The 25098-nt window shown below is 37.5% G+C and carries 25 protein-coding genes, 1 tRNA gene and 1 pseudogene; 24 read left to right on the top strand and 3 right to left on the bottom strand.

Translation table 11 applies throughout. The features are described from left to right. The first annotated feature begins 25 nt into the window (after positions 1-25). From KHY58_RS07355 to KHY58_RS07340, 4 genes are all read left to right on the top strand, one after another. Positions 26-676 (top strand): potassium channel family protein, encoded by a 651-nt coding sequence (locus KHY58_RS07355; protein WP_008601569.1) that lies wholly within the window; start codon positions 26-28, stop codon positions 674-676. 112 nt (positions 677-788) lie between these two features. Then, positions 789-1595, top strand: coding sequence for a hypothetical protein (locus KHY58_RS07350; RefSeq protein WP_008601567.1), 807 nt, complete (start codon positions 789-791; stop codon positions 1593-1595). Positions 1596-1607: 12 nt separating this feature from the next. Continuing rightward, positions 1608-2708, top strand: coding sequence for an AAA family ATPase (locus tag KHY58_RS07345; protein ID WP_278472744.1), 1101 nt, complete (start codon positions 1608-1610; stop codon positions 2706-2708). A gap of 135 nt (positions 2709-2843) precedes the next feature. Next, a complete protein-coding gene (locus KHY58_RS07340) occupies positions 2844-4487 on the top strand; it encodes a VWA-like domain-containing protein (RefSeq protein WP_278472743.1) in 1644 nt (547 codons plus the stop codon). 105 nt (positions 4488-4592) lie between these two features. On the opposite strand, the gene KHY58_RS07335 is transcribed toward KHY58_RS07340, so the two are convergent. Next, positions 4593-5270, bottom strand: coding sequence for a metal-dependent hydrolase (locus KHY58_RS07335; protein ID WP_004696654.1), 678 nt, complete (start codon positions 5268-5270; stop codon positions 4593-4595). Positions 5271-5378: 108 nt separating this feature from the next. On the opposite strand from KHY58_RS07335, the gene moaC reads away from it, so the two are divergent. The 12 genes and pseudogenes from moaC to KHY58_RS07275 all read left to right on the top strand — a co-directional run bounded on the left by moaC (position 5379) and on the right by KHY58_RS07275 (position 16937). Then, the gene (moaC, locus tag KHY58_RS07330; RefSeq protein ID WP_278472741.1) at positions 5379-5891 is read left to right on the top strand and encodes a cyclic pyranopterin monophosphate synthase MoaC; all 513 of its coding nucleotides are present in this window, start codon (positions 5379-5381) and stop codon (positions 5889-5891) included. 28 nt (positions 5892-5919) lie between these two features. Next, entirely contained in the window at positions 5920-6405 is a 486-nt protein-coding gene (gene trmL, locus KHY58_RS07325; RefSeq protein WP_155086004.1) for a tRNA (uridine(34)/cytosine(34)/5-carboxymethylaminomethyluridine(34)-2'-O)-methyltransferase TrmL, read from the top strand. 105 nt (positions 6406-6510) lie between these two features. Continuing rightward, positions 6511-6876 (top strand): YlbF family regulator, encoded by a 366-nt coding sequence (locus tag KHY58_RS07320; protein ID WP_004696650.1) that lies wholly within the window; start codon positions 6511-6513, stop codon positions 6874-6876. After that, positions 6851-7780: a UDP-N-acetylmuramate dehydrogenase gene (gene murB, locus KHY58_RS07315; RefSeq protein WP_278472739.1), complete on the top strand. Its 930-nt coding sequence runs from the start codon at positions 6851-6853 to the stop codon at positions 7778-7780. The genes KHY58_RS07320 and murB overlap by 26 nt, the downstream gene beginning before the upstream one ends. Positions 7781-7916: 136 nt before the next feature. Continuing rightward, entirely contained in the window at positions 7917-8735 is an 819-nt protein-coding gene (locus KHY58_RS07310; protein WP_278472737.1) for a sce7726 family protein, read from the top strand. Positions 8736-8746: 11 nt separating this feature from the next. Next, a complete protein-coding gene (locus KHY58_RS07305; RefSeq protein ID WP_021148414.1) occupies positions 8747-9706 on the top strand; it encodes a sce7725 family protein in 960 nt (319 codons plus the stop codon). A 5-nt stretch (positions 9707-9711) separates the two neighbouring features. Next, on the top strand, positions 9712-10833 hold the full coding sequence (locus KHY58_RS07300) for an RES family NAD+ phosphorylase (RefSeq protein ID WP_119562683.1): 1122 nt from the start codon (positions 9712-9714) through the stop codon (positions 10831-10833). 143 nt (positions 10834-10976) lie between these two features. Then, positions 10977-12788 carry a translational GTPase TypA gene (gene typA, locus KHY58_RS07295; RefSeq protein WP_004696644.1) on the top strand — a complete coding sequence of 604 codons (1812 nt, stop codon included), beginning with the start codon at positions 10977-10979 and terminating at the stop codon, positions 12786-12788. A gap of 265 nt (positions 12789-13053) precedes the next feature. Next, positions 13054-13773 carry a DUF4198 domain-containing protein gene (locus tag KHY58_RS07290; protein WP_004696641.1) on the top strand — a complete coding sequence of 240 codons (720 nt, stop codon included), beginning with the start codon at positions 13054-13056 and terminating at the stop codon, positions 13771-13773. A gap of 146 nt (positions 13774-13919) precedes the next feature. Next, a pseudogene (locus KHY58_RS07285) lies at positions 13920-16165 on the top strand (autotransporter outer membrane beta-barrel domain-containing protein). Between the two features lie 98 nt (positions 16166-16263). Beyond that, positions 16264-16722, top strand: coding sequence for a low molecular weight protein-tyrosine-phosphatase (locus tag KHY58_RS07280; protein WP_278472733.1), 459 nt, complete (start codon positions 16264-16266; stop codon positions 16720-16722). 140 nt (positions 16723-16862) lie between these two features. Continuing rightward, positions 16863-16937, top strand: a tRNA-Arg gene (locus tag KHY58_RS07275). A gap of 115 nt (positions 16938-17052) precedes the next feature. On the opposite strand, the gene KHY58_RS07270 is transcribed toward KHY58_RS07275, so the two are convergent. Beyond that, a complete protein-coding gene (locus KHY58_RS07270) occupies positions 17053-17469 on the bottom strand; it encodes a hypothetical protein (RefSeq protein WP_101928814.1) in 417 nt (138 codons plus the stop codon). Positions 17470-17887: 418 nt separating this feature from the next. Between KHY58_RS07270 and KHY58_RS07265 the strand changes: the two genes are divergently transcribed. Genes KHY58_RS07265 through KHY58_RS07255 form a run of 3 tightly spaced genes read left to right on the top strand, consistent with a single transcriptional unit; the run spans position 17888 to position 19550 of the window. Beyond that, a complete protein-coding gene (locus KHY58_RS07265; protein WP_278472730.1) occupies positions 17888-18703 on the top strand; it encodes a class I SAM-dependent methyltransferase in 816 nt (271 codons plus the stop codon). 9 nt (positions 18704-18712) lie between these two features. Next, entirely contained in the window at positions 18713-19060 is a 348-nt protein-coding gene (locus KHY58_RS07260) for a nitrous oxide-stimulated promoter family protein (RefSeq protein WP_004696632.1), read from the top strand. Then, positions 19050-19550, top strand: a complete 501-nt coding sequence (locus KHY58_RS07255; RefSeq protein WP_004696629.1) for a folate family ECF transporter S component — start codon at positions 19050-19052, stop codon at positions 19548-19550. The genes KHY58_RS07260 and KHY58_RS07255 overlap by 11 nt, the downstream gene beginning before the upstream one ends. Before the next feature lie 77 nt (positions 19551-19627). Here the strand turns inward: KHY58_RS07255 and KHY58_RS07250 are convergent, their stop codons facing one another. Then, the gene (locus KHY58_RS07250) at positions 19628-19906 is read right to left on the bottom strand and encodes a hypothetical protein (protein WP_008601532.1); all 279 of its coding nucleotides are present in this window, start codon (positions 19904-19906) and stop codon (positions 19628-19630) included. A 192-nt stretch (positions 19907-20098) separates the two neighbouring features. Between KHY58_RS07250 and ilvB the strand changes: the two genes are divergently transcribed. The 5 genes from ilvB (at position 20099) to KHY58_RS07225 (ending at position 25027) form a co-directional block, all read left to right on the top strand. Then, a complete protein-coding gene (gene ilvB / locus KHY58_RS07245; protein WP_118091689.1) occupies positions 20099-21826 on the top strand; it encodes a biosynthetic-type acetolactate synthase large subunit in 1728 nt (575 codons plus the stop codon). An 8-nt stretch (positions 21827-21834) separates the two neighbouring features. Beyond that, positions 21835-22347 carry an acetolactate synthase small subunit gene (gene ilvN / locus KHY58_RS07240; RefSeq protein ID WP_042986452.1) on the top strand — a complete coding sequence of 171 codons (513 nt, stop codon included), beginning with the start codon at positions 21835-21837 and terminating at the stop codon, positions 22345-22347. 187 nt (positions 22348-22534) lie between these two features. Then, a complete protein-coding gene (locus KHY58_RS07235) occupies positions 22535-23122 on the top strand; it encodes a beta-class carbonic anhydrase (protein ID WP_021148405.1) in 588 nt (195 codons plus the stop codon). 31 nt (positions 23123-23153) lie between these two features. After that, entirely contained in the window at positions 23154-23612 is a 459-nt protein-coding gene (locus KHY58_RS07230) for a hypothetical protein (RefSeq protein ID WP_021148404.1), read from the top strand. 92 nt (positions 23613-23704) lie between these two features. Continuing rightward, complete coding sequence (locus KHY58_RS07225; RefSeq protein ID WP_278472726.1) at positions 23705-25027, top strand: fibronectin type III domain-containing protein; 1323 nt, start codon at positions 23705-23707, stop codon at positions 25025-25027. Positions 25028-25098 lie beyond the last annotated feature (71 nt).

The following is a 25098-nucleotide window of genomic DNA, read 5'->3' as shown; positions in this document are numbered from 1 at the left end:
TAGTTAGCCTATCAGGAGATATAGCATGAAATATAAAACAATAGCCGTCATTGGTCTTGGACAATTTGGTACGACCATCGCCAAGATGTTAGCCTCTATGAATCATGAGGTTTTAGGTGTAGATATTAATCCAGAAATTGTACAAAAGGTTTCCCCTTATGTAACACATGCTATCGTAGCAGATACTACTGATGAAGAGGCTATTAAAGCCTTAGCTTTGAGCCAATTTGATATAGTTATTGTTGCTATTGGGGATAATATCCAGGCAAATCTCATGACTTCGATGTTATTGAAAGAAATGAAAATGCCTCATGTGGTTTCGAAAGCTGAAAATGCACTCCAAGGTAAGATGCTCAAGAAGATGGGGGTAGATATGGTTATCTATCCAGAATACGATGTAGCACAACGATTAGCTCAATCGTTGACACGAGAACATGTAATGGATTACCTACAGCTATCTAAAAGTATTAGCCTTATTGAAGTAGATATGCCAAAATTTTTGGTAGGCACTTGCTTGAAAGATTCTAATCTGCGTGAGAAATATAATCTTAATGCTGTAGGAATCAGGCGTGGGGAGGATTTAGAAGTCCCTCCTAATCCGTTTACGATTCTTTCAGCAGAGGAAAAACTATTAATCATAGGAAATAATTCTGATTTAGATGCATTAACAGTGTAGTAAGTATACGAAAGAGATATAAATATATCGAAAAAATATGATATAATAAGATAGAATTCAGTATAGGCCATACGTATTCGTATGGCCTTTTAATATAGAAATGAAGGTTATTATGACAGAGGAACAATATATAACAGCGCTGACCAATAACCCACATGGGATTCGAAATATTCCAAATCCTACAGAAGCTATGCAACTTACATGTGTGGGACAAAACGGCATGCTGTTACAATATATTAAAGAACCTACTCAAAAGGTTATTGAAACGGCGCTTTCACAAGCACCACGAGCTATACAATTCGTTGAAAATCCTACAGAAGAATTGTTAAAAGCCTTAGTGGAAAAAGATTGGGCGGTTTTAGAATATATCGACAATCCGTCTGATACATTAATAAAAAGTGCGTTAGCTCAATCAGGTTGGGCTATTCGCTATATTGCGAACCCATCTGAAGAATTGCAATTAGAGGCGGTGAAGGCGAATTATGATGCCTTACAATATATCAATGCTCCAAGCGAAGCTGTGCAGTTACAAGCCGTGCAAGAGAGTTACTTAGCCTTGCGCTACATTGATGAGCCTAGCGTAGCTGTACTAGAAGCAGCAGTAAAGCAAGATCCACAGGCAATGCGTCAGATTACAAACCTCACTAAGAACTTGGCCTTGCATTTATTTAAGGTAAGTGCGGCTATCGTCGGTTATATACCTAATACATTGGGCGTTACGGTAGACGAAATCAAAGATATAATTCTAGATGCCATTTCTAGCGATACCGTTGATGAAGACTATGTACGCGAGTTAATCAACAATAAAGCTATCGGTGGACGTCAATCCAAATGGCCTATTGATATATTGTCACTTATTGATAGGTATGGTACTAGAACTGTTAAGAAAATTGCAGTAGGCGAATATTTGAGATATTAGAACGGAGATACAATGAACTTTATAGATACAATGGCAAGCGTTGAGTTAGTGCTTGCTGCTAATCAAGTACCCTTGCTCGTCGGTGAGACGGGTATAGGTAAAACCTCTCTCGCAGCGCGCGTTGCAGAGGTACATAATTGGGAATTAGTAACTATTGACGGAAACCTTTTAAAAGAAGGTGAAATTGGTGGCTTGCCTACAGTAGAAACGGTGACTCATACGGATGGTCATGGCAATACACGGGATGTGAAAACTACAGTATACGCTGTGCATCATACATTGGAACATGTGGCACAAGCCGTAGATAAAGGGCGCCAAGTATTACTGTTTATCGACGAAATTAACCGCGCAGAACATGCAGTTCAACAAGAATTGATGAACCTTATTCTAAACCGTGAAATTAATGGCTTTTCTTTAAGTGATCAAGTGCGCATCATCGCTGCTATGAACCCTGAGGATTCCTTTGATTACCAAACCATCGATATGGATCCGGCACAACAAAACCGTTTTGTATGGCTTTATATGAATGCTGATTATATGCAATGGATTGACTGGGCTATTGGTGCTGGTATTGAAGAAAAGGTTATTGAATTTATTTCTTCCTATCCAGAATATTTAAATCAACGTCACGAAGACGATATCGATGCCACACCTCGTTCCTTTGAACGCGTGTCCGGTCTATATAGAATTTATAAGAATCAAGAGGGCACAAGTTATAGTCGCGACGTATTTATGAATGTTATCCGCGGTAACGTAGGTAAACTCATTGCGGAGGCTTTTGTAAACTTTATCGAGTCCGATCAAGAACCTCTTATTACCTTTGATGATGTATTAACAGCGGTTCAAAAACCAGGTGCTATTATGTCTATGGCTGAGCAGGTTAAAGGTGAAAGCCCAACTCGCCTTTATGTAGCAGCAAAAAATATGTTGCATCGTTTAAATCGCAATAGCAATGCGCAGGAAGTACATCACTTTGTGGAGTTTTTAACCTTGTATCCAGGGGATTTGCGCGTAGCGGTTATGAAAGATCTTCGTAACACGTATGAGCGCGTTTACGCTTATGCTATTGAAGATGACCTTTTTGTAGATACTTTCTTTGAAGCGCAAAAATAATTCTATGTGTATAGTTAACCAAATCAAAGCTATATATAGATAATCGACTTTAGTAAATTATTAATTATTATGCTAATTGATATATGGCATATGACATATATTAAATTTGTTTTCTAAAGAAAAGGAGGTGTAAATATGCAACGAAACTTAGATAAGGACGATATACGTGATGCATCGGATTTACTGACTCATATCGATGGCTGGGAAAAAACGGGTTCTTATGATGCGAAGGCTATCGAGGCTCTTGATCGATGGCATGCGAAACGAGAGCGCATACATCGCGAAGCAGAGGCTTTGTATACGCAAATATACGCATCTTATGAGGCCTATGTAGATAGCTATGAAGAACAACATCATAGTATGGCGCCTGAACGTATAGCGGCTGATCTTATGAACCATAATATGTCGGATAGCCATATAGGTACTATCGGTCGTGCTCTTGAAGACGTACAAGTGGAGGGGACAGACCTCTCTGTTATGCAGCAAGCCGTAATGACACCGGCCTATGAGCAACGGTTGTGGAATATATTGCATGATGTAAACAGCTTGCTTCTTGAAGAGGACCAATTCTTTGGTTACTTTTACTTACAAATGACTCATCGCATTCGCTTTGATATGGCCAGTGCTTTTGGTATTAATCTTAAACAGGGCGGCTATGTGTTATATGTAAATCCCTTTATCTTGTTACGCCAATCGCCTGATGTGATGACGGATGGTATTAAGCGTGAAGTTCTTCATATCATTTCTGCTCATTTGATGCGGGTAAAAGCACTGAGCCAAGGCTTTCACAAAACAGCAGTCCATATGGCTATGGACATGGTCGTAAACGATTACCTTGAACATGTAGACCGTGATGCAGTAACGGTAGCCAATGTAAATGCGCGCTTTGGTTTGTTATTAAAGCGTTTCCGTACCATTGAATACTATGCGAAGGCTATTGATAATGTTATGAAAGAAAAACCAGACCTCTTTGTGCCTATCGATAACGCAGATACGGCGATTGCTATGAAGTTTGACCCTCAAACTAGCCATGATATTTGGGATGAATCTGATTCTATTGATACAGACACGATGGACCAAATCACAGAGCGCTATATCAATGAAGCCTCAAAGGGTGATATGGAAGGCTATGTGAAAAGTCTTATCGATACATTCCAAAAAACGCGACGCGCTTTGCCGTGGTATTTTTATCTCAAAAAGCTAATGGGCAAGGTAGCGAGTGGATACAAAAAAACGACGATGCGTCGTAATCGTCGTCAACCTGAGCGCTTGGAGTTGTCAGGTACATTGCGCCAACATAAGGCAAATGTATGGGTTGCTCTCGATATGAGTGGTAGTATAACTGATGTGGAGTTTACGAATGCCTTAGAGCAAGTGTTACAAATCGTGCATGCCTATAACCATCGCATTACCGTTGTAGAATGTGATAATGAGGTGCGCCGCACCTATACGATGGAATCTGTAAAAGATGTGAAGCCGCGCCTTGATGTGCGTGGTGCTACAGCCTTTACCCCTGTATTCTCTCTGGCTAATCAAAACCGTGTAGATTTACTTGTATACTTTACAGATGGCAAAGGGGAAGAGCGACTCCGAGAGGCGCCAAGGGGATATAAGGTGCTGTGGGTGTTGACCGGTGAGAATCCACAATTATCTTTGCATAACCCATACGGCATGGTTCGTGAACTCGGCTATGTAGGTGTTGATGAAACTCAAGATATTGATGAGTTTGTACGTATGGCTAACCGTGGGGGATTTTCTATGGCAAATCAAGAGATTTAGTCTATTAGAATGCAATTTTTTATGGGTTTGATTTTGAACCAAGACGATATACAAAAATGACGCAATCCTTTGGATTGCGTCATTTTTAGGTCTGTAGATTTTGTATTAGCTATTAAGCTCAATAGAGGAACCTGGATCGATAATGAGTGCTGTTTGGTTATACTTGCCCTCTACTAGGCTTGTAAATACACCTGGTTCGCGGTCGATAACGGGCCATGTTTTGTAGTGAATTGGAATGGAAATACGTGCTTTTACATAAGAAGCAGCAAGAGCTGCATCTTCAACCCCCATTGTGTAATTATCACCGATAGGAAGAAGGGCGTAATCAATTTCACCAAAACGATTTAATAATTTCATATCGCTAAAGAGTGCTGTATCACCAGCGAAGTATAGGATATCTCCGTAGAAATCTACGATACAACCTGCAGCGTGACCGCCAGGGATACCAGAGCCGTGAAAGGCAGGAACCATTCGAACAGAACCGAATTCAAAGTCGAACTTGCCACCTAAATGCATGGCGTGTGTACGACAACCGGCAGCTGCCGCTTTACCCGCCACCTCAGCAGTGGAGATAACGAGTGCATCATTTGCTTTGGCAATAAAATCTGTGTCTCCATAGTGATCATCATGACCATGACTGACAAAGATATATTGGCATTTGATGTCTTCTTTTTTAGCGATATCCCATGTATTACCGGTCAAGAATGGGTCGAAAATCATGGATACATCGCCACGTGTGAGCATAAAGCAAGCGTGACCAAAATAAGTTAGTTTTGTTTTCATAGGAACACTTCCTTCCTTGTACATACAATTCTTAATTCTATTGTATAATATAATAAATGAAAATAAAACTATTGGTGATAATTTATACATAATTAGTAAGGATGTATTATGGATTTAACACATTTTGATCAAGATGGAAATGCTTGGATGGTAGATGTATCAGATAAGGATATTACAACTCGTACTGCCATGGCAGAAGGCTTTATTGCTATTAATGATGCTATTTACGAGCGTATTGCGTCGGGAACTATAAAAAAAGGGGATGTTCTTAGTGTGGCTCAATTAGCAGCTATTATGGGTGCGAAACAGACGAGTAATCTCATTCCCCTTTGTCATCCATTGGCATTAACTAAGGTTGAGGTGCATTGTACTCTTGTTGATGGTGAAAGTCCTGCCTGTACGGATGCTACCCATAATCGTGTTGTTAAGGTTCAGGCTACCGTAAAAACGACAGGAAAGACAGGTGTTGAAATGGAAGCACTTACAGCGGTTCAAGTAGGACTTTTAACAGTCTACGATATGTGTAAAGCTATTGATAAGGGGATGATTATAGGTCCTACATATCTTGTAGAAAAAGAAGGCGGGAAAAGTGGACATTTTGTCCGTTCCTTTGTAGAATAATATAGATATAAAGAATAGGGGATTGAAAATGGAAATAGTACTTTATGAGCCTGAAATTCCAGGTAATACAGGAAATATAGCGCGTTTATGCGCCGCCAATCATATGACCTTACATCTGATCAAACCCCTTGGCTTTTCTATTGATGACAAGCATGTAAAACGTGCTGGCCTTGATTACTGGCACTTGGTAGATGTACAGGTACATGAAAATATTCAAGAATTATATGAGAAATATCCTAATCGTAGATATTTCTATGCCACTACCAAAGCAAAGCATACTCATTCCGAGGTGAAATATGAAATTGGTGATATGCTCGTTTTTGGCCCTGAAACAAGAGGATTGCCTGAAAGTTTATTAGATGGTAAAGAGGATACATGCATTCGTATACCCATGGTAGATGAAGCACGCTCTCTGAACCTTTCTAATGCGGTGGCAATCATAGCTTATGAAGGTATGCGTCAACTTGATTATCCAGACCTTAAGGCTGAAGGCAATTGGATTCAATCAAAATAAATAGACTTTTACAATTGAGGAATATATTATACTTATGTGTTAGGAGACCTACCAAATCTATATGACCGGTAGCGATTTTAACGGTGTTGTTTGGAGGAGGATATTATGAACTACGATAAAGCTCATGATTTAGCTCACGCAATGCGTGAATCCGAAGAGTACAAAGAATTAATGGCTGCTCAGGAAGCAGTGAAGGCAGATGCAGTAGCAACGGGTTTGGTTCGCACATTTATGGCACAACAAATGCAATGGGAATATGCTAAGTTGTCTGGGGCTCCAGAAGCGGACGAGTTGCAAAAGAAACAAGAGGAATTGATGCCTCAAATTCAGGAAAATGCTGCAGCGGCTGCTTATTTGCAAGCGCAAATGCGTTGGAGCCAGATTTCTAATGATATTTACAAAATCATTAGCGAACCAATCACTGAGGGGATGAAAGTGTTAGATCATGGCGAACAACAACCACAACATTAAGGTATTACAAACAGCTTTACTAGAAAAATTACCAAGTACACGTGTACGAGAGCAGGAGCTTCTTTGTCATCATACGACATTCAAAATTGGAGGACCTGCGGACTTATTTATTGAGCCTACTACGATGGCAGAACTTAGTTTTACACTTCGTATCATTCACGAATTAGATGTGCCTGTAACTATTATTGGTTGTGGCTCTAATATTTTGGTGAAAGACGGGGGTATTCGTGGTGCTGTCGTATCAGTTCGACATATGACCCAAATCATGGATTGTAACGAAAACACATTGTGCATTGGTTCTGGGTATATGTTAAAAGATGCTTCTGAATTTGCTTGGGAGAATAGTTTATCTGGACTTGAATTTGCCATTGGTATTCCAGGCACACTTGGTGGTGCCGTATTTATGAATGCAGGTGCTTATGACGGTGAAATGAGCCACGTAGTTACTGCAGTGAGAGCCGTAGATTTCCAAGGTAATATCAAAGAATATGATGCATCTCACTTGGACTTTGCTTATCGTCATAGTGTATTCCACGATAATCATGAAGTTATTGGGGAAGTTATTATGACACTCAAACCAGGTGATAAGGATACCATTAAGGCTCGCATGGATGAGTTGACCGAAAAGCGCGAATCTAAACAGCCTTTAGAGTATGCTAGTGCAGGTTCAACCTTTAAACGCCCACCAGGGTACTTTGCAGGTACATTGATTGAACAAACAGGCCTAAAGGGGTTGTGTGTAGGTGATGCGCAAGTGTCCCACAAACATGCAGGCTTTGTCATCAATACAGGTAGTGCTAGTGCAAAGGACGTACTTGATTTGATTGCAGAAGTACAGCGTCGTGTGTACGATAGACATGGCGTACACCTTGAGCCCGAAGTACGTATGATTGGTGAAGATTAACTAAATAGATATATAAAAGTTCAATTTTCTGTAGAAAATTGAACTTTTTTATAGCTTTAATAAAGTATTCATATTAAAATAATTATAAAGTAGTATGGGAGATAAATAATATTTTTCAATAAAAGGATTGCAAAACATGGCTGAAATGATAGCATTAAATAAAGTTTTTACAAAAAAAAATATACTTAAAGCCATGAATGATGATTCTAAATTAAAATCTTATGCTGAATCATTAGAATTGAGTCATTATGATGTTTTTGAATGTCTATATAAAGAGTTAGTTAGAAACTATCGTAGTGAATACGTATATAAGAATACATTATTTAATAAATTATTGTTAGGTAAGCATAATTTAAATACAACATCGGCACTTGTGGAGTTACCTATAGACAAATCAATTGCAGATTTTGTGCTTTTGAATGGTAAAGCTACTGTATATGAAATTAAGACCGAATTAGACTCATTAGAACGTTTAAAAACTCAATTAAATAACTATTATAAAGCATTTGATTTAGTGAATGTTGTGATATCAGAGCAACATTTAAAGTCTGTAATGGACATTCTTAAATCTAGTCCGGTTGGAATTATTGTGTTGACATCACAGATGACATTATCTACAAAAAAAGAGGCAATACGTTATACCAAGACTTTGGATAAAAATGTATGGTTTTCTATGTTGCGTAAATATGAATTTGAAGAAATTTTAATGTCATATTATGGCTTTTTGCCTAAAACGAATGATTTTGAATATTATAATGCATGCAAAGAATTGTTTTTTAAAATAGATAGGGATTTGTTATACAAAAATTTTTCACTATGTTTGAAAAATAGAAATTTTAAAAAATATTCTAATGAACAAATTGAAATATTACCAAAGTCTTTGCGATCTTTAATTTATTTTTCTAAATTTAGTAAGTCTGATTATTCTAAGTTAATTTCTTTTCTTAATTATTGAAGGAGGTTCATATGTATTTACCTATTTTTCGAGGGCGACAATATGAATTACTTGCGTTGGAAGAAGAAGTTCAAAACAATTTGTTTTCTGATTCGTTAGAGACAGAAAAACAAATTATACCGATTGTGGAACCAATTAATTTAACTACTCGTTTAAATAGAACTATAAATACATTTATTGAAAGGAATAGTTATATAGGAATAATTTTTAACCCTAAAAGAGAACTAACAGAAGTTACACATGAAGATATAGCGGCCTTTTTAAGTACAATAGAGGGAAGTAGTGATTATGTACTACCTGTTATATATATTGATAATAATTGTAATGATGTTTTGTCAACTATAGTTAATGTTGGATATTCTGTAAATAGATGTATTTCTCTTTGCTTAGAACAGTCTCAGATATCTCAAGCTTTGGAATTTCATAATAATACAGATTCTTTTTTATATACATTAGTTGGTGAGAGCCGTGATTTTACTCGTATGCTAAAGGAAGATGCTGGTCCGTTAGTTTTGTGCAATGATAGATTTAATAAGCTTCAAAGAAACTCTGATTATGCATACAATGATAATGAGTTCTTCTCTTCTGATCATCTATATTATGGTCAAGATCATTTTGCTGGGTATTCAGACTACTCAATAGTAGGTAATGATCTTATGGTGGGGGGATTTGCTCCTAGAGCGGTAGCAATTCACATTGTATATATAAATTCCAGTTCTCAAGATTTGTATATTAGGCACTTTGTTTCAGACTCTAATTCTGATATAACAAATCCCGCAGGAAAATTTAGTGAAGCATTAGACAAGTTAATCAATTGGATCAATTCTGAGGGAATGGATTCACCTGCATTACGTCAATTTAGACAATTAAAGTCGGAAGGTAGATATCCTGGATTAGGAACTATAAAAAAATTATCAATTCAACAACATTTAGAGGTCGTATATCAATATTTTCAATCACAACAAGGGTGATAAATATGAAAATTTGTGAAAATTGTTTTAATGATGAGGAATTGAAAGCTGTCTTAAGAAAATCTAATAATAATGAAGTTCTTGATTGTTGTCCTAACTGTGGTAATCATTCCGTATTATATGATACCGAAGATACTACAACTATAAAGTTTATAAAAGAACTTTTTGAAGCTTTTTTGGATAGCTATAAGGTACATGATGCAGGAGCATTGTTAATTGATGAATTACAATCTGTATGGAAAGTATTTAATTCTCAGTTAGATGAAAATACAATAATGTCATTGATGAAATCTATTTGTAGAGATTATTTCAATAATCATCGGGATTTATTAACTAAAAAAATAGTATTAATAAAAAAACTAGACTCTGAATATGTTAAACAGCATAGTATTTTAAAAAATATTAGTTGGACTGATTTTAGAAAACAACTAAAGGAAGAAAATCGTTATCATCCTAGTAATATAAATATAGATGTATTAAAATCTCTGTTTTCATATATTGAAAGTGACTATCAACCTAACAGTTTGCCTTTATATAGAGCAAGAAAAAGTCGTGAGGGTGAAACAATAGAAAAAAGGAATATGGGAGCACCTAAGCCAGGAAAAAGTGGTGAGGGAAGAATAAATGCTAAAGGTGTCGCATGCTTATATTTAGCAACTGATGAGCCAACATGCATTAAAGAGATTCGTGCTGGTGTATTTGATATAGTCTGTATAGGTAAATTTCAAGTAAATAGTCCAATTAAATTAGTTAATTTATCCAAGATTAATAAGATTAGTCCTTTTAAAGTTCCATATGGTAATAATGCTGCCTTTGATATTGCGGAGATTGATATTAATAGAAAGTTTTTAGAGGAGCTCAATGATAATATAAGAACGCCACAGGCAAGTAGTGACGACCCATTAGACTACATAGGGACACAGTATATTTCAGATTATATAAAAAGTATAACAGATGATGATAATCAAAAAATCTATGATGGTATTGAGTTTGCTAGTACGCATAGTCAAACTGAAAGAAATATTGTCTTGTTCGAAACCTCTTTAGATACCTGTAAATGTGAATGTGTTAATGTTGTAAAATACTATATTAGCTCAGTTGAGTATCAGTGTGAATTACGTGTATAAGAATCTTCTATAACTGTTTTGACTTTTTTCTATAGACTGCGTTATAATTAACTGTTGCCAATTTTGGGGAATATACCTGCATAGTCTGTTTTATCGAGGCTATGTGATATAGAATATACTGAAAGAATTAAAGGGAGGATCTTATGATTCGCGAAAATCTTCGTAATGTAGCGATTATCGCCCACGTTGACCATGGTAAAACTACTTTGGTGGACGCGTTATTAAAACAAAGCCATGTGTTCCGTGAAAATGAAAAAGTAGCAGAACGCGTAATGGACTCCAACGACTTGGAACGTGAACGCGGTATTACTATTTTGTCTAAAAACACTGCTGTAATGCATGATGGTATTAAAATCAACATCGTTGATACTCCAGGCCATGCTGATTTCGGCGGCGAAGTAGAACGCGTACTTAACATGGTTGACGGCGTATTGCTTCTCGTAGATGCTTACGAAGGTCCAATGCCTCAAACTAAATACGTTTTGCGTAAAGCCTTAGAACAAAAATTGAAACCAATCGTAGTAATTAATAAAATCGACCGTCCTGATCAACGTGTTAAAGAGGTTGAGGACGAAGTTCTTGAATTGTTCATGGAGCTTGAAGCTGATGATGATCAACTCGATTTCCCTGTAGTATACGCATCTGCTCGTTCAGGTGTGTCCAAAACTAATTGGGATGATGAAGCTGTAAACATGGAGCCGTTATTCAAAACATTGATCGATGAAATTCCTGCACCACAAGGTGATATGGAAGGTCCTCTTCAATTTATGGTAACTACACTTGATTACGATAACTTCATCGGTAAAATCGCCGTAGGTCGTATCGTTCGCGGTAAAATGAAAACCAACCAACAAGTGGCTATCATGAATGGTGAAAGTACTCGTAAAGCGAAAATCGGTCGTGTGTACACATACAATGGCTTAAACCGTGTTGAAACTGATGAAGCTGAAATGGGTGATATCATTGCATTTGCTGGTATTGACGATATCAACATCGGCGAAACAGTAGCAGATGCTGAAAATCCTGAAGCATTACCATCCATCTCCATCGACGAACCAACATTGTCCATGGTATTCTCCGTAAATAACTCTCCATTCGCAGGCCGCGAAGGTGAATTTGTTACATCCCGTCACTTGCGTGATCGTTTGTTCCGCGAAGTAGAAACTAACGTATCCATGAAAGTAGAAGAAACTGATTCTGCAGATGCGTTCAAAGTATCTGGTCGTGGCGAATTGCATTTGGCAGTATTGATTGAAACTATGCGTCGTGAAGGCTACGAATTACAAGTAGGTAAACCTCGCGTAATCTTCAAAACTATTAACGACCAATTGTGTGAACCACTTGAAGCACTGACTATCGACGTGCCTCAAGAATTCATGGGAACCGTAATGGAAAACCTTGGTCAACGTAAAGCTGAGTTGACTAATATGGTTGAATTAGCTGGTTACCTTCGCATGGAATTCGTAGTTCCTGCTCGTGGTTTGATTGGTTTCCGTGCCCAATTCTTAACAGCTACAAAAGGTAATGGTATTATGAACCATGTATTCCATGGTTATGCACCATATAAAGGTGAAATTCCTTCCCGTACACGTGGTGCTTTGGTAGCATTCGAAAATGGCGAAACTACTCCATATGGTTTGAACTCTGTTCAAGACCGTGGTACATTGTTCGTTGGCCCTAACCAAGACGTGTATGCAGGCCAAGTTATCGGTGAAAATACACGTGAACTTGATATGGATGTTAACCCATGTAAGAAAAAACATGTTACCAACATGCGTTCCAGTTCCTCTGATGAAGCGGTACGCTTGACTCCACCTCGTATCTTCTCTTTGGAACAAGCTCTTGAGTGGATCAACGATGATGAACTTGTTGAAGTAACACCTGAAAGCATTCGTATGCGTAAAACAATTCTTGATCGTAACGCACGTGCGAAAGCAGCGAAGAATAAAAAATAATATCTCATGCGGATATAATGGCGCTCCTTAAGGAGCGCCTTTTTTATCTAATCTATAAGTATTTATCTAACATATTCTTACAAGTCATATATTCATGAAAATAGGTGATAATTTTATCATTTATGATTATTGGGTATAAAAATAAGTTAATATACTAAATACGCATAATAACTTGCTGATAGGGGTATTGGTATATACGAAATATTTGTAACGCTGTATAATAATAACAAGTTTATTGAAAAAGTTATTGATTATGGAGGTTCTTATGAATAAGAAAATCTTAGCTTCTTTATTTGCAGTAGGTTTAGCTGCAGGTTGTGTGTGCTCTTCCGTTGATGCGCATGGCGTATTCTTTGCTAACCGCTTAGATGAAAAAGCGCTAGTACTTGGCGAAGGCCCTGTTGATGATGCGTATAGCCCAGAAATGGTAAAAAGCATCATTGGCTTAGATAACAATGGCATGGTAATTCCTGTACAAGTTATTAAACATGAAAAAAATGTAGTAGTTGTACCAAATGATAAATTGGGTATTACAGTAACTGACTTTGACTATGGTTATTGGACAAAAGACAAAGATGGCAAAACTGTTCATAAACCAATCTCTGAAGTACCAGGTGCTCAAAAAAGTACACATGCCATTAAATATGACGTTCACTACTGGAATGCAGAAGCAAAACCTTTCAATAATAAAGATGCTTTCATTCAAATCATTCCATCTGTTAATCCATTAACTCTTAGAAAAGGTGATACATATGAAATCCAAGTCTTGAAAGACGGTAAACCATATGCAAATGCACCTCTTATTAAAGACGTAATTAATGATCTTACTAATGAAAGTCAAGCAGATGCTAATGGTAAAGCAACTGTTACTGTAAGTGCTAACGGCCTTAACGTAGTAGGCGTTGAAGTGGGCTTCCCAACTCAAACTAAAGGTGAGCAAAATAAATACTTCAGTGCATTGTCCTTCATCATCAATCCTGAATAATATAGGATATAACTATTTACTAAGTGTGTGAAATAAACAAGACCTCCTAAGTTGGACTTAGGGGGTCTTGTTATATTTTTAGGGTGTACGTATAAATGCGTTCTGTGAGAGCCTCGTATTAAGCGAGGTAAGAAAGAGAGATTTTTATGAAATTACAACGAAATGTATCGGCTGTGATGGCTGCGTTGGTATTAACTGGAATGACCTGCTCTGCATTTGCTACAGAAATTAATGCCACAAGTGATAAAGCGGAGGAATTGCTTGGCTTAACAATGGGGTCACCGGTACAAACACAACCGGAAGTCAAGCATATAGAGGATACCTTGACGGTTAATGTGCATGGTAAAAGCTTAACAGATACAGGTAAAACTAAAAATGTATCAGGTATTTATAATGGATTTGGATCACAATTGACGGTGGATAAAGATTTGATTGTACGTCTTAAGAATGATGCACCAGCGTCAAAAAGGGAACTCGGTCATTACTATATGAGCGCTGTGTATGCTGGTTACGGCGGTAAAGTGCCAAGACTCAGCAAGGACAATCCTGATAGAGATTATGGAGATACTAATATTCATGTCAAAGGCAATGTAGATATCGATGCTATCGGTGTCGGTTTACAAGCTAATCAACGTGGTCATATTATTGTTGATGGTGGTGGACGTATCATCACGCATCCTTTAGAAACTTCTGATACTTACTCTGTGGTGGCAGAAGAGGGTGATGTATACGTTAATACTGGTTCTGACGGAAAACATCCGGGTTCTAAGGAATTGGTCGCTGTTGGTAATGTAGGGTTAATTAATAAGGATTATGGACGTGATCCAAATCATAACGAAACGCCAACGAATATAGCATTAGCTTTTACAACACCTAATTCTAAACTTACGGGTGCCGTACTAAATGAATATGCTGAAAGCAATAAGAATCCTCATAATTCTGGTGCTGACATTTACTTACAAAATGGAGGAACTTGGAATAATGAATGGATTGGTATGGAGCGTCCTACCCCTAAAAGAGAACGTCCATCTGGGGATAATGCAGCATATCTATACAAGGGCAGTAAGGTTCGCAATCTCGTAGGTGGATCAAGTCCATCGGCAGCCGGTATACTTCATCCTATTGATGCACGACCTATTACAATTCAAAATTATAGCGGCTATGTGAATGCTGTTTATAAGGCCGGTGTTCCAGCTAGTGAAAATGGAAAGGGGAATATCGTTGTTGAACATGCTGCAGATAATAGCCATATTACGTTGCAAGGCGATGGAGCTAACTTGACTAATGATGATAGCTACCGTAAAGAAATACAAGCCTTAGCCAATAAATTACAATATACGGGCAATGATAAAAAACTGAGTACAACAGTTCAAATTAATGAAGGTATTACTCGTTCAGGTGCTGTTGCAGAGCTTGGTGCAAATCATTTTGATTCACAGGGGCGCCTTGTTGTAAATGATACAACAAAGATTAATCGTGCTAGTGAATCATCATTGGTAAGTAGCACAAAATCTGCTCTTACATCGACCGCTATGGCATGGAAGAGTAATACCAATGATTTACAACGCCGTTTAGGAGATCTTCGTTTAGCTAATACAAACCAAGGTGTATGGGCAAAATATATAGGCGGTAAATCTAAAATCACAGACGGTGCTGATGCACATATGACGTATAATGGTGTACAAGTCGGCTACGATCATAAGGCTTCTAATGGGTGGATTTTCGGTGGCGCTATTGATTACAGTACATCTAGTAATTCATATGCCAACGGTAGTGGTGATGGCAAACTTGGCGGCATCGCCGTATATGGCACAAAACAACATGATGATGGTCGTTATTTAGATATTATTGCACGTGGTAATAGATTATCCAATGATTATAAGCTCTACTCCGTAGGTGGACAACGTGTGAACGGTGATTACCATACATATGGCACATCCTTAAGCGCTGAATATGGTAAACGTATTAAGAAGGAAAATGGCTTCTACATCGATCCTAGTGTAGAATATTTATTGTAGGCCGTTTGAATGGTGTATCCTATGATGCTTCTGTTGTCGGTGGTGGTTCTATGCATGTGAAAGCTGATGCTGTGAACTCTGCTGTAGGCAGACTTGGTATTGGCATTGGGAAAGAAACAGAAAAATCCAATATCTTCGCTAAATTAGCATTAGCGCATGAATTCTCTGGTAAGGCAAATACAACATATTCCGCGCCGGGTAATCCAACAGTACAAACAACAGTAGATTTGAAGGATACATGGCTTGATGCTGAAATTGGTGGGTCTTGGAGTGTCCGTCCTAGTACATATCTATATGGTACATTCACTAAAAACTTTGGTGCTACTGTAGAAAATACATGGCGCATTGATGCTGGGATACGACATAATTTTTAATTGAATATTGCATTAATGGTCCTTATAGCGTATGCTGTAAGGACCATTAGTATATAAGGAGTTTTTTATGATTAAGATTTTATTCATTAGGAGTTATAATGGTTAATATTTTATTCATCTGTCATGGTAATATTTGTCGTTCTACAATGGCCGAGTTTTATATGAAACATATTGTTAATAATGCAGGCTTAAGCGATTCTATTTATATCGAATCCTCTGCCACATCTCGTGAAGAAATAGGAAACGATACTCATTATGGGACTAAGGAGAAATTAGATGAAATGGGTATTCCCTATACTCGTCGCAAGGCACGCCAAGTGACAATGGAGGATTATCATAACTTTGATTATCTCATCATTATGGATGAAAATAATGCGCGTAATTTAAAGCATATTATTGGGGATGACGTAGATGCTAAGGTTTACAAGGCAATGTCTTTCGTTGGTGAAAGCCGTGATGTAAAGGATCCTTGGTATACGGGAAACTTTGACGAAACCTATGATGATGTCAGTCGTAGCTGTGATGCTCTATTAGCAGTGCTTAAAGAGAAACTTTGAGCGAAATATATAGACTGATGGGTCCTCAATGGTAGCTGAAATTTTAATCTACATCGAGGGCTTTTCTATAAGCCTATCTGCCTCATATACTTTATACTATCGAACCATAGCGTAATATGGTATAATTTTTAGGTATTCATGCGCCTATAGCTCAGGGGATAGAGCTCCGGTCTCCGGAACCGGGTGCGTAGGTTCGAATCCTGCTAGGCGCACCAAATAAAAGGCTTCTCGATTTCGAGAAGCCTTTTTGTATGTCTATAATTAGTCTATAGGACAGAGAATTATATATTTGTATATCATAATTTAGCGTACTTTATTGTTCTAACTTTACTATCTATATTTATTACACTGAATTCCTCTAGATCTAAATTCATTCATGAGTATATTTATTGATTTATCAATGATTTCTTCATTTGTTATATATACCATCTTTTTGTAATAGACCGTACCATCAAATTCTATCCAACGACTTGTCTTACCATTTAGTTTGCAAATCTTTATTCTGCCTGCCCAGCTTCCCATACTGCGGAATTTTTTGCCCTTAGAGAAGCGTACTTCTCGAATATCTTTTAATTTATAGGTTCTTTTCATTAATCCAATGCCTATTGAGACTTGATCATCTGTAAAATAAAGAAGTTTATAACGTTCTTCCGGAGGCATGGATCTAATTATAGATAGGTTATACGTAGCAAATGTCACTGCGATAGCGACTAATACAAACATTAGGATTATCATATATTTTCCCATACTTTTAAGTCCTCCTTTTCTTTATTATAATAAATATAAGTAATATATGAAATAATGTATATAGTCAACTTTAAAGTGTTATTTGTATGCATTAATGGGAAAGAAATAAATGGCGATACATGTATGAACTACATAGAGATATATAACTACATGAGTTGAGTTGCTGATAAGATTTCGATATAGAGTTTTATATTTAATAATATCGAAATAACATAATAAATGTGATTTGGGTAACACATTTTGTTTTGAGAATGATGTACAATAAGGATAGCTATATGAAAATCTGAACATCCTAGCCGGAACACTAGGACATATAGGGGAGCGTTAAATTACATAGTGAATTTAACTAAGTGAAAATTACTTATATATGTATCTATAACTCATCCGTTTGAGGATGTAGCTATTTAGAGGGGATAATATGACAAATAAAATACAGGAGCTCACGGTCAACGAAACTTGGCGCGATGAGCAAGACGCATGGAACCATCGTTCCGAGTACTTTGTAGAAATGCACAATCGCGAGGATCGCAAGGCACAGGTCACTGATTTTTTAGCCTTCTTAAAGGATGAAAATTTATTACCTTCATCGAATGGTCGTACACTTGATGTAGGCTGTGGTGTTTGTGACTACGCACTTGGGATAGCTCGGGAAGGCTATAAGGCGACTGGTATCGATTTATCTGATGGTATGATTCGTGGTGCTAAACAATTAGCAGAGTCAGAAGGTTTAGATCTTAGCTTATATATCGGACCTTGGTCTGATGAAACTCGTCGAGAACTAGGTTGGGATAAAAGCTTTGACTTGGCATACAGTATCTTCTGCCCGATTATGTTTGATGTAGAAAATATTCGCGCCATGCATGATGCAAGTAATGATAAATGCTTGTGGATTGCTTTCAGTGAACGGAGCGACGAAATGGTAGATATGTTATCTGAACATTTCTTTGGACGTGATTCTTTCCCATGGGATGGCAAGATGAAAGAATGTTTAGATGCAATTCATGAGATGGGGCATAATGTAAAAGTAATTTATAAAACGGTTCCTGAAACAGAGGTTATGTCTCTTGAAAAGGCAGTTAATTATTTTACCATGCGACTTCATAATAATGGATGGGGAGACATGGAAGACATGAAAGAAGAGATTAGAAATCTCATTGAGCCACTAGCTATTGATGGAGAAATCCATAATAAGACTGTTGATAAGGTGGCTTGGGTTTCATGGTCTGTGAAATAGGAGAGAAACATGACAGTTGATGAGAAACGTAAGTTAGAACTAAAAACTATGTACCAGATTATTGGCATCTATTGTCATAATAAGCACCACACTCCTAAAGGACAACTCTGTGAGGAGTGTCAAAAAGTTTGGCAATATGCTGAACATCGTATAGATGTATGTCCTCATATGGAAAGCAAGACCTTCTGCAGCGTATGTAAAACGCATTGCTATGCGCCTACGTATCGTGAAAAAATACGTGAAATCATGCGCTATGGTGGACCTAGAATGTTATTTATATCACCAATTCAAGTTATTCGCCATATGTATTTAGAGTGGAAGGATAGAAAAAGGAGTCGTACTTCTTATGAAAACTGATATGATTGTAAAGACAGGAATGTTTGTAGCATTGACGGTTTTACTATCTTATATATTTGCTATTCATACTACATTTATACATATTACCTTTGGATTTTTATCAACCGCTATATTTGGTATTCTTTATGGGCCTATGGCAGCAGGTATAATGGCTGCTATTGCCTGTTTTATAGGTATGTCTTTATTTGGACAAGGGGTATTCTTTCCCGGCTTTATCATATCTGAATTTCTTGTAGGCTATGTGTATGGGTATTTTTTACACGGACGTAATGTTACATTTAAACAATTACTTTTACCGGAGACGATTGTTACTGTATGTATACATCTGATATTAAATACAATATGGCTCACAATATTTTATAACAAAGCAGTATCTGCTATATTTATTGGACGTCTTATTAAAAATATCATTTGTTTCCCTTTAGAAATTGCATTGATTTTAATTGTGTATAAAGCAGTCAGTAAGTTTATGGTACAAAAAAAGCCATAATCTTACAGTATACTAAAATGCACCCCTAACATTAGATTATATGTTAGGGGTGCATTATTATTTGTAAATATAGCGTTTTACGCGAGTGCTTTGTCCAATACAGCTTTGATTAAAGATTTTGTTTGGTCATAGCTTTCACCAGGTTGCGCCTCGTATTGTTTGTCGAGGTCGAACCACAAGTTTGGATAGTATTCATATGGGTGAGTTTTGAAGAGCTCATGAGCATCTTGATCTTCAACCCAGTTGATGTGAATATCTGCGTATGCAGGATTTTCTGCAACGAGTTCATCGATAGCACGGAATGCATTGGCGCAATAAGGGCAACCGTTTAAATGGAAACCTAAGATTTCTTTCATGATAGTCAGTCCTTTCAAAATAGAATCTACATATATTTCTATAATTTGAGATTTTATACATATTCATGTACCACAACATATGGTACACTACTGAGTATAACATATCTATATAAGATATTCAATTTTTTAGATATATCTGATGTGAATATTGAGAATTCGATATGCATGCATTATATAAATAAGGAGATACCTATGATTTCAGGCGCACAGTATTTGGTAAAAGCCCTTCAAGAGGAGCAGGTAGAGTTTTTATTTAACTATCCTGGGGCGGCTACTATTGATATCATGGATGAATTATATAAGCAAGATAAGGTAAAGGTTATCTTGCCACGTCATGAGCAAGCATTGGCCCATGCTGCAGATGGCTATGCTCGTAGTACTGGTAAAGTAGGGGTGTGTATGGTAACCTCTGGTCCTGGTGCTACAAATCTTGTGACTGGTATTGCCACAGCGTATGCAGATAGTGTGCCCCTCGTTTGTATTACTGGACAAGTTGATTTAGGCCTCATGGGCAATGATGCTTTTCAAGAGGTAGATACTGTTGGCATCGTCCGCAATATTTGTAAATATGCCGTTACTGTTCGTGACCGTAAAGATTTAGGTCGTATTTTGAAAGAGGCCTTTTACATTGCTCGCACAGGTCGTCCAGGCCCTGTTGTAGTAGATATTCCTAAGAATATTCAGAAGGCTATGGGGTCAGATGAATATCCAACAGAGATTAATATTCGCGGTTACAAACCAAATACCACTGTTCACGTAGGTCAAGTTAAAAAGGCCTGTTCTATTATTAGTAAAGCTAAAAGGCCTCTATTCCTATTAGGCGGTGGGGTAAGTATTAGTGGGGCCAATGACCTTATGATGGAGTTGGTTGAAAAAACAGGGATTCCTGTTGTAACAACCTTGATGGGAAAAGGTGCTATTGATAGCCGTCATCCATTGTATCTTGGTAATGTAGGGATTCACGGTGGCTATGCCCCTAATGTGGCTATAACTGACTGTGACGTGATGATTTCTATTGGTACGCGCTTTAATGATCGTATTACCGGTAAACTAAGTACCTTTGCACAAAATTGTAAGATTATCCATATTGATGTAGATGCGGCATCTATTTCTAAAAATATTAAGGTTGATATTCCAATCGTAGCAGATGCTAAATTGGCTATCGAAAAAATCTTAGAATATATTGAACCTCACGACCTTGGCGAATGGCCAAAACAATTACAGCAACTTAAGGCAGAGCGTCCTGTCACTCAAGCTGACGAAGAGGGGTTAACACCTCAAACTGTTATCGAGTACATCAATCATCACTATGAACATCCTATTGTTACAACCGATGTGGGTCAAAATCAATTGTGGACTACCCAGTTCCTTGATGTGAAAGGTCAATATCAAATGTTGACGTCTGGTGGCTTAGGGACTATGGGCTATGGTTTTCCTGCTGCATTAGGTGCGCAAATGGGAAATCCAGATAAGCGTGTTTTTGCCATCTGTGGTGATGGTGGCGTGCAAATGAATATCCAAGAGTTTGCCACTGCTATGCACTACCGTTTGCCTGTGACGTTAATTATTTTAAATAATGGCTTCCTCGGAAATGTACGCCAATGGCAGCAATTATTTTACGATAAACGTTACGCTTGTACGAACTTGATGATGGATGAAAGTGCCATTGTTACGCGAGACATAATCGACAATGATGAGTTTGAGTATGTACCGGATTTTGTGAAATTGGCGGAAGCTTATGGCGCAAAGGCAATGCGTATTACTAAGGTAGAGGACATCGAAAAAGGGTTCCAATTGGCAGATACTTTCAAAAATGGTCCAACCCTACTCGAGTTCATCATTCCAACGGAGCTCAATGTGTTGCCAATGGTACCAGCAGGTAAGTCTTTAAGTGATATGTTGTTGAAGGATAAAAAATAGGAGGGGCTATGGAAGTACAAATGAAAAAACGCTGTATTTCAGCGTATGTAGAAAACCAAATCGGTGTACTAGCTAAGATTTCAGGCCTCTTTGCAGGCAAAAATTATAATCTTGATACATTGACGGTAGGGGAAACTGAAGACCCTACCATGTCTCGCATGACTATTGATCTTACTTGTGATGATTTGACGTACGAACAAATTATTAAGCAACTAAATCGCAGTGTGGAGATTATTAAAGTTATCGACTTTACTGACATGCGAATTACGAAAAAAGAATTACTATTTATCAAGGTCAATAGCTGTAAAGAAGCGGACAAACAAGAAATTTTCCGCATTGCCCAAACCTTTGATTTGTTAGTTGTGGATTATAATCGTAAATCTGTACTTGTTCAATGTGTAAAAACTGTATCTAAAAATAATGATATGATTGCCTTATTTAAAGATATGTTCGTGAACCGTATTGAAGTCGTGCGCGGTGGTAGCGTTGCCATTGAAGCCTTATCCACACCTGATAGATAAGGTGTGTATTTTAAGTGTACTTTAAAAGTGTTTTAGGTCTATTCAAATATATAATATATGTATTTGAATAGGCCTATTTTTTGTGGCTTAAAGCGTGTACAACTTAATATGATATAATATGTATATCGACCATTATTGATATAGAGAGCTTGGTTGTATGCCGAGACCTTTAACTATAGGAGGTATCATGAGTTTATTAGATGATATTTTAGCCCACAATAGAGAATATGTAGAAGATCAAAATACAGGTTATGTAGATACAGATACAAAGTGTAGTAAAATGCCAAGTCGCGAGATGGCCATTGTTACATGTATGGATACACGTCTTGTTAACTTCTTAGAAGATTCCATGGATATTGGGCGCGGTGAAGCGAAAATCGTAAAGACTGCAGGTAACTGTATTACAGGTCCCTTTGATGGCGTTGTACGTAGTTTACTTGTTTGTATTTATGAGCTAGGCGTTAACGAAATCTTTATCATTGGTCATCACGAATGTGGTATGGCAAAAACTACAGCAAAAGATCTAACAGAAAAAATGTTGGCTCGTGGTATTGCACCAGAAGCGATTCATATGGTCCGTAAAGAAATGGAACGCTGGGCTGATGGCTTTACACATCCTGCAGAGAATGTGGAAGAAACAGTGGACGAATTGCGTATGAACCCTTTAATTCCTAAAGACGTGCCAATTCATGGTCTTATCTTTCATCCTAGAACGGGTGAAATCGAAGTCATTGTTAATGGCTATACACAAATGAAACAATATTACGAAAAATAATAGGTAAATTCTTTAATAGAGGTATTGTGAATTGAGCAATATAGATAGATTAGATACATTTGAGGTAGCATGTAAACATTTTCTTACGGATCTTTCAAATTTTAAAAATCTCATTTCCACTCAAGTTCAATCATTAGATAGTCTAGAATGGGCTTTTGATAAAGGTTCCACTAAGGTTTGTAGTGCTGACGAAACGGGCTTAAAAAAACGCTGTAAGGTTGGCGTAAAATATAGATTACAGGTTGAGTTATCTCAAGTTGATGCGGAAACTATATGGGAGGAATTTAGTCGGTTTTGGGGTGACACTACTTTAAATCAAATTGAAAGAGTAGGTAGCAATGAGGAACTAGGTCGCTATCAATTTATAGCCAATAACTCTTTAGGGGATGAGCTTACCTGTGATATCTATTTACCTAATGAATGGAATATACCGCAATTAAATATGTTGGGATTTATTTCTGCTAGATATAGAAACGTAGATGTTGAATAAGTATAGAAAAATCTTATTTGACTTAAAGTTAAGTTTAAGTTTTATAATGTGTTCATATTAGTACTTAATAGATATTTACATAAAGGAACTATATGAATAAAAGTAAACTGTTAAAAATAATTATAGCTATTGCAGCTTTGGTTGTCTTAGTCATAGGTGGCTATGTCTATAAGGATGCCATACAGAGTCGTATAGCTAGAACTGCCGCTGTTGTAAGTGGACAAGAAATTAAGCCACTCCTCGATTCTGAAAGTCGTTATATTCGGCAAATTGTAGCTCAAGACAACAGCACGAGTCGTACTATTATGTGGCAATCAGATAGTAGCGAAGCTGATGCGGTCATAGAGTATCGTCTTGTTGGATCCGATACGACTCAAACGATAAGAGCTACAGACAAAGCTTTTACCGATGATGGCAGTACCACCTATATCCATGAGGGTACAGTAACTGGTTTGACGCCTAATACTAAATACGAATATCGCGTTGGTTATGGCAATAATCGTCGCAGTGATTGGTATTCGTTGGAAACTGCTGGCTCCAGTGTGTATGATGTTCTTATCTATCCAGATTCTCAATCTGGTGATTATTCTGCGTGGGAGCAGATTGTTAAGGATTCCGCACATCGCAATCCAAGGACAGCCCTGTATATTAGCATGGGGGACCTTGTAGATAATGGGGAACAAGACTATCAATGGCGCACTTGGTTGAATTCCATCAGACCATTGAGTGCTAATGTGCCGTTAGCAACGACCTTAGGCAATCATGAGATGTATACATTAGATTGGAAAATGCGCGAGCCTTATGCGTATTTGAATTACTTCGCAGTACCGCCTAATGGGAATGAAATATTTAATCGCCGTTATTATTCCTATGATTTTGGCGATGTGCATTACGTTGTATTAGATACGATGTTGTATGAAAGTAATCATGAGGATAATCATGATACTCATCATCCTGATTTGTACGATGTAGAGGTTCAGTGGCTACGTCAAGATTTAGCAGCTAATACTAAAAAGTGGACTGTAGTCCTCATGCATCGTGATCCATTCCAATATGCTTTTGACAGACCAGGCGCAAGTCGAGATGTAGGTTTCGATGATGAGGGCGTACTATTTATGCCTATCTTCGATGAGTTTAACGTGGACTTAATATTATCTGCTCATTTACATACATACCGCAACCGTGGTCATGTACGAAACTTTAATCGAGACCCATCTGGTCCGTTATATATCCTTACAGGGATAGCTGGTGATGCACGACGTCCTAAGTGGAAGCAACATCCCTTAGATGTATATGTAGCGCCTCAGCCTGAAACGAATAATTATATGTCTATGACAGTGACACCGAATAAGCTGATTGTAAAATCATTTTTACCTGATGGTACTCAGCTTGACGAATCAGTCATTGAAAAATAAGAAAAAGACGCCTTTTTTGGAAGGTGTCTTTTTTTGTTTAATGAAAGGTTGCAAGAATCTATGAGTAAAAT

Source organism: Veillonella parvula, assembly GCF_018366295.1.
GTDB lineage: Bacteria > Bacillota > Negativicutes > Veillonellales > Veillonellaceae > Veillonella > Veillonella parvula_P.
Note: the sequence above shows the minus strand (reverse complement) of the source record. Positions and strands in the feature narration are given on the sequence as shown.